Here is a 1,460-nt window from a genome sequence, read left to right as displayed (position 1 = left end):
AAGCCGCCCGCCGGGCCCGCTACGGAGGCGTCGGCGCGGACGGCTCCCGTACGTCCGGCAGCACGAGCACCGACGGGCCGGGGCCGCCCAGCGCCCCGGCGAGGTCCGCGGCGAGCGTCTTCGGTGTCGTCCTGCGGGCCAGGACGCCGAACGCCCCGGCGAGGGCGGTGAGGTCGGGGCCGGCGGGGTCCCCGCTTCCGGACCGGTCGCCGTCCCCGACGATCAGCCAGGTGACCGGCAGGCCGTACCGCCGTGCGGCGGCGAGCCCGGCGGCCGACCCGGGTGCGCCATCCCGGCCGCTGACCGCGAGCACCGGCGTGGCCGGGTCGGCGAACGCCGCACCGGTCGCGGCCGGGAGGGCGTAGCCGGTGCCGCCGGCGCCCCGGGCCGAGTGCATGGTGTTCGGGCGGCGGGCGTCGAAGGCGGTCCAGGCCCGGGCGGTGAGCGGCGTGAGGTCCCAGAAGCTGGGCGCGGTGTCGGGCAGCGCCTCGCGGACGGCGGCGAGCACGCGGTCCTCCGGCGCGGGGGTCCGGGCGGAGGTGTCCAGGGCCGTACGGACGCGGTCGGCGGCCGTGGCGTCCGCACGGCGTCCGACGGCGTCCAGCAGGTCGTCGAGGGCTTCGCGGGCGTCGGAGTGGATGCCGAGCGCGGGGTGGTTGGACTCCAGCTTCCCGGCGTCGGCCTCGATCTGGACGACCCTGCCGCGCGGGGCGAACGTGTGGCCGCCGGAGGAGAGCGCGCCGAGACCCGTGCCGATCACCAGCAGGACGTCCGCGGACTCCAGCAGTTCGGTGGTGTGCCGGTCGCCCGGCCAGGACCGCAGGGACAGCGGGTGCTGCCAGGGGAAGGCGCCCTTGCCGCCGTACGTGGTGGCGACCGGGGCGGCGAGCCGCTCGGCGAGGGCGCGCAGCTTGCCGGTCGCGTCCGCCCGTACGGCCCCGCCGCCCGCGATGACCGCGGGGCGTTCGGCGCGCGTCAGCCAGTCGGCGGCGACGAGCGTGAGTTCGGGGCGCGGGTACAGCTCCCGGGGGGTGGCGTCGAGCGCGCTGACCGGGGGCAGGACGGTCCCGGCGCACAGCACGTCCTCGGGGACCTCCACCCAGACCGGGCCGTGCGGGGCCGTCAGGGCCGACTCCCAGGCGGCGGCGATCGCGGACGGGATCTGCGAGGCCGTGCGCGCGGGGTGCACCGACTTCACGACGTCGCGGAAGGACGCCTGCTGGTCGCGGAGTTCGCCCGGGTAGCCGTGGCGCCCGCCGCCGAGCCCGGCGGCCGGGACCTGTCCGCAGACCGCCAGCACGGGGGCGGACGCCGCCGCCGCCTCCTGGAGCGCGGGCAGCGCCGCCAGCGCGCCGGGGCCGGCGGTCAGCAGCAGGGTGGCCACCTCACCGGTGATGCGGCCGTAGGCGTCGGCGGCGGTGGCCGCGTCGTGCTCGGCGCCCAGTTCCACGTACCTGAGT

The 1,460-nt window shown here is 78.7% G+C and carries 1 protein-coding gene; it reads right to left on the bottom strand.

Going from position 1 to position 1,460, the window contains the following annotated elements; translation table 11 throughout:
* Positions 1–19: 19 nt before the first annotated feature.
* A partial coding sequence (locus IH13_RS38955) for a thiamine pyrophosphate-binding protein (RefSeq protein ID WP_031089434.1) occupies positions 20–1,460 on the bottom strand: 1,441 nt, incomplete at its 5' end.

The sequence above is a fragment of the Streptomyces sp. NRRL WC-3549 genome (assembly GCF_000721935.1).
GTDB lineage: Bacteria > Actinomycetota > Actinomycetes > Streptomycetales > Streptomycetaceae > Streptomyces.
This window is presented reverse-complemented; position numbering and strand designations above follow the sequence as displayed.